This is a genomic window from Bacillus sp. BB081 (assembly GCF_008368895.1).
Lineage (GTDB): Bacteria > Bacillota > Bacilli > Bacillales > Bacillaceae_G > Bacillus_A > Bacillus_A wiedmannii.
Genome location: NZ_QOZX01000127.1, coordinates 1 through 3,275, shown reverse-complemented (window position 1 = coordinate 3,275; position 3,275 = coordinate 1). Strand labels below are relative to the sequence as shown.

At 32.9% G+C, this 3,275-nt stretch carries 3 protein-coding genes and 3 pseudogenes; 5 read left to right on the top strand and 1 reads right to left on the bottom strand.

The annotated features are described in order from the left end of the window. Positions 1-171: 171 nt before the first annotated feature. Complete coding sequence (locus tag DN394_RS29940) at positions 172-261, bottom strand: acyl dehydratase (RefSeq protein ID WP_097915251.1); 90 nt, start codon at positions 259-261, stop codon at positions 172-174. 178 nt (positions 262-439) lie between these two features. On the opposite strand from DN394_RS29940, the pseudogene DN394_RS28525 reads away from it, so the two are divergent. From DN394_RS28525 to DN394_RS28505, 5 genes and pseudogenes are all read left to right on the top strand, one after another. After that, positions 440-562: pseudogene (locus DN394_RS28525) on the top strand (YflT domain-containing protein); the annotation flags it as partial. Positions 563-674: 112 nt separating this feature from the next. Then, positions 675-953: pseudogene (locus DN394_RS28520) on the top strand (YflT domain-containing protein); the annotation flags it as partial. A gap of 74 nt (positions 954-1,027) precedes the next feature. Further along, a complete protein-coding gene (locus DN394_RS28515; protein ID WP_098084589.1) occupies positions 1,028-1,438 on the top strand; it encodes a peptidase U61 in 411 nt (136 codons plus the stop codon). 35 nt (positions 1,439-1,473) lie between these two features. Continuing rightward, positions 1,474-2,513: pseudogene (locus tag DN394_RS28510) on the top strand (ParM/StbA family protein). Positions 2,514-2,796: 283 nt separating this feature from the next. Beyond that, positions 2,797-3,275, top strand: a 479-nt coding sequence (locus DN394_RS28505; protein WP_472926196.1) for a magnesium transporter CorA family protein, incomplete at its 3' end; no start/stop codon positions are given.

Here is a 3,275-nt window from a genome sequence, read left to right as displayed (position 1 = left end):
GTGGGCACAGTGGCTGGCAAAGTGGGCATGGATATTAAAAAGAGGCTATAAAATCATTTTTTTATGCAAAGTTTGTATATTTAGTATCGTTGTATATTTTCATTTTTATTAGGTTATATGTTTTTTAAAAGCACTCTTTGAAAAGGAGTGTTTTTTTATTTTTCTTTTGATTTAATTAACGAAAAAAGTATCTTGTACTCCTTTTGTAACTTTTTCTAAATAGAATTTTTCTATAAAATAAGGGGCTTTCCTTTCAAACAAATCGTTATTTGTAGCACTTTTATCAAAGCAAAGTTCTCATGACATTGCTTTGATATTTAAAAACATTAATAACCTATTGTATGAAATTTTTCGAAAATTTAGGTTTAACATCTTTAAAATAGGTGTATTACATATTACATAACAACTAAATAAAAAAATCTAAAGGAGGAAAGATACTATGCATAAGAATGAAAGAAAACCGGTGGTTAATGAATATCAAAATGAACAGGAAGTAGTTATGAAAGTAAAAGAGCTAGAATTGCAAGGGGTTCGCCAAGATGACATTTATCCCGCATTAACGGGCAGTAAGACCCCCACCTCAAAATTCAGCGGAAGCAAAGAAGTTAGGTGGGAGCCCGATTGGTTCAACTAATAATCAGTGGGGGATGAACAAAACCCTTAAAGTTTCACTTTATGTCTTAGCGCATGAAAAACATCTAACAAAAAGGATTGCGGATGATACAAACATAAATACGATTGGAGTAAAAGAACAAGGATTGGGCACAAGTATTATCAATTTTTTCTCCAAAAAAGGGGACGAACTCCGAAATCAAATGGAAGAAATGGGGTTGTCGAAGGAGGAAGCTAACTTATATGAAGAAAAACTAGATCAAGGGAGAATTTTACTCCTAGTAACAGCTGAAACACCAATGGCGAGTGATAGGCAGTCGCAAACCTATCATTCTCTCTAATAGATTGCAATAGGTAAGGTAATTATTTTAAGTTGTAGCATTGAAGAAAATAAAAGTAGAGAAGGGTGAGGAAAATGAAACATACAATATTTAAATATGCTGTGATTGGGATTACGACCGGAGTCATGGTCTCCCTATTAAAAAAAGAAAATCGGAAAGCTATACAAACAAAAGGAAAAAGCGTAAAAGACAAACTACAAGAAGGAAGCATAAAGGAAACATTGGAGAAGGTAACTGAGACAAGTAAACAATTCTCTGTAACTGCAGCTAATGTTGCAAAACAAACATTACCACAACTGCTTACAGCCACACCAGTTGTTATTTCTACCATTAAAGATTTAACAGAAAACGAAAATAACAAAAAGAAAAAAGATGAGAAGGATTACGAAATAAATGAAGATAGTAAGGACATAGCCGGGGAAAAAACGAAAAATGAAAAGAAATATATGAAAGAAGGGAAAGAAGAGAAAGAAGAGAGTGCCTAGATTTAATTCTAAAAAGAGAAAGTGAGGAAAAAAGTATGAAATCTCTGTATGCAATTGATGTAGGAATTGGCTTTACTAAGCGGGCATATCGACAGGATGTAGATTCTGAGGTGACGATCAAGAGTGAAGCTTCCACACTAGCCCCTGTACCTAATCATGCTGAAAGTGAAGATTTAACAAAGGTAAGTTTTATAGACTTAGACTTTGCATACTACATGGGAAATGAAGCGCATCAATCTGACGCTTCATTTCTTCCTCCATTTGACGAAGAAATAGAAAATTATTATGAAAGCGAACAGTTTAAACAACAAATATTTGGTTGCATTGCAAAGGATTATAAAGAAAATGTCGTGTTACCTTTAGTTGTGACCGGGCTTCCCGTTACTTATTTTGGTAGTCAGCATGAGCAATTACAAAATGTATTAAAAAAAGAAACTTCCGTGCAAATTGATGGGAAATTTATTAATATTACGGTGGAAAATGTTTTGATTCTTCAGCAACCGGTTGCTTTACATGCCTATTTCTTAAAAGAGGGAATCATTCAGGAACAAGATCGTATCTTAATTATTGATGGTGGATTTCGTACATTAGAAATGACAGATATGAAACAGAATGTCATTTTAAATCATTATGAGACGGAACTAGGATGTAGCAAGCCTTTGAAAAATATTAAGAATATCCCGCAGAATCATGCAGGGGAAAGTGATGACTTGCATATTAACGACATGCCAAAAATATTAGAAAAAGGATATGGAGGTCGAGAAGAAAATCATCAGACAAGTCAGGTTGATACTTTGATTCAAAAAGAGTTGGATACACACTTCCAAGACGTTATGCGTGTATTACAAGAACAATTTAAGTTAGATCAGTATGACACTATTATTTGGATAGGAGGAATAGTAGACATCCAAAAAAAACGAATTGAAAAAATGCAAGGTGAAATTTCTTCTTTCCGTATGGTAGACGCTTCGAAAGAGGCGCTTCGAAAGAGGCAGCACTTCATGGATACTATATGATTGGAAGTCAAGTATTTAACGACATCACCAATCAATCTGCATATGAATCCAAATTATAATAACGACCGAAATGGAGTTCGTTTAATAGACGTGCCAAATTATATGGCTTCTTTTCCACACATAAATAAGAAAAGATAAAAAGTGCTTGTATAGAGGAAATGTTTAAAATTTAGAATGAAAATAACTAATATATAGGAGGTCTTCCTTGTAACAGAAGAAGACCTCCTATGTAATTTCGAGGATCTAAAAACTTTTCCTCCAAGACATGAATACCTACATATAAATTTCATATTACGGATATTATTCGATGAAACATAAAACTATTCAGAAAGGAAGAATAATATGGACTGCATAAAAATGCCGAAATGGGATTGGTATCATGTGAAAACTAGTGAACTTGAAAAACTTTCTTCTATAATCCCTCGTGATGTAACATCTTATTTCTCTCAATTTGTAAAAAAAATAAGTTCTCCTTGTGAAAATGGATTATATGTTTATACGTTATCACCAAGTCAAACTTGTGTATATGGTTCGTTTTTATATGATCAAGATAAAAAGGACGCCAAAATTCAAAAATTTCTTCATTATTTCGTAGCTCATGGAATACTGATAACGGTCCAGGAAAAAGAGGAAGAGGATTTCCAAAAATTAATACATAATTTCCCTATGGGTATAAAAAAATGTAATAGTTCCGCTGAAGGATTATGTGCTATCTTATCAATATTTATATCTCACTATTTACGAAAGGTTGACTATTTTGAAAACAATTTCAGAAATGTGTTATGGGATTTTTATCATCATAATAACATAGCAGTTTTAGA

Coding starts and splice junctions, on each gene's coding strand:
- DN394_RS28515 (WP_098084589.1), top strand. CDS start 1,028: ATGAAACATACAATATTTAAATATGCTGTGATTGGGATTACGACCGGA.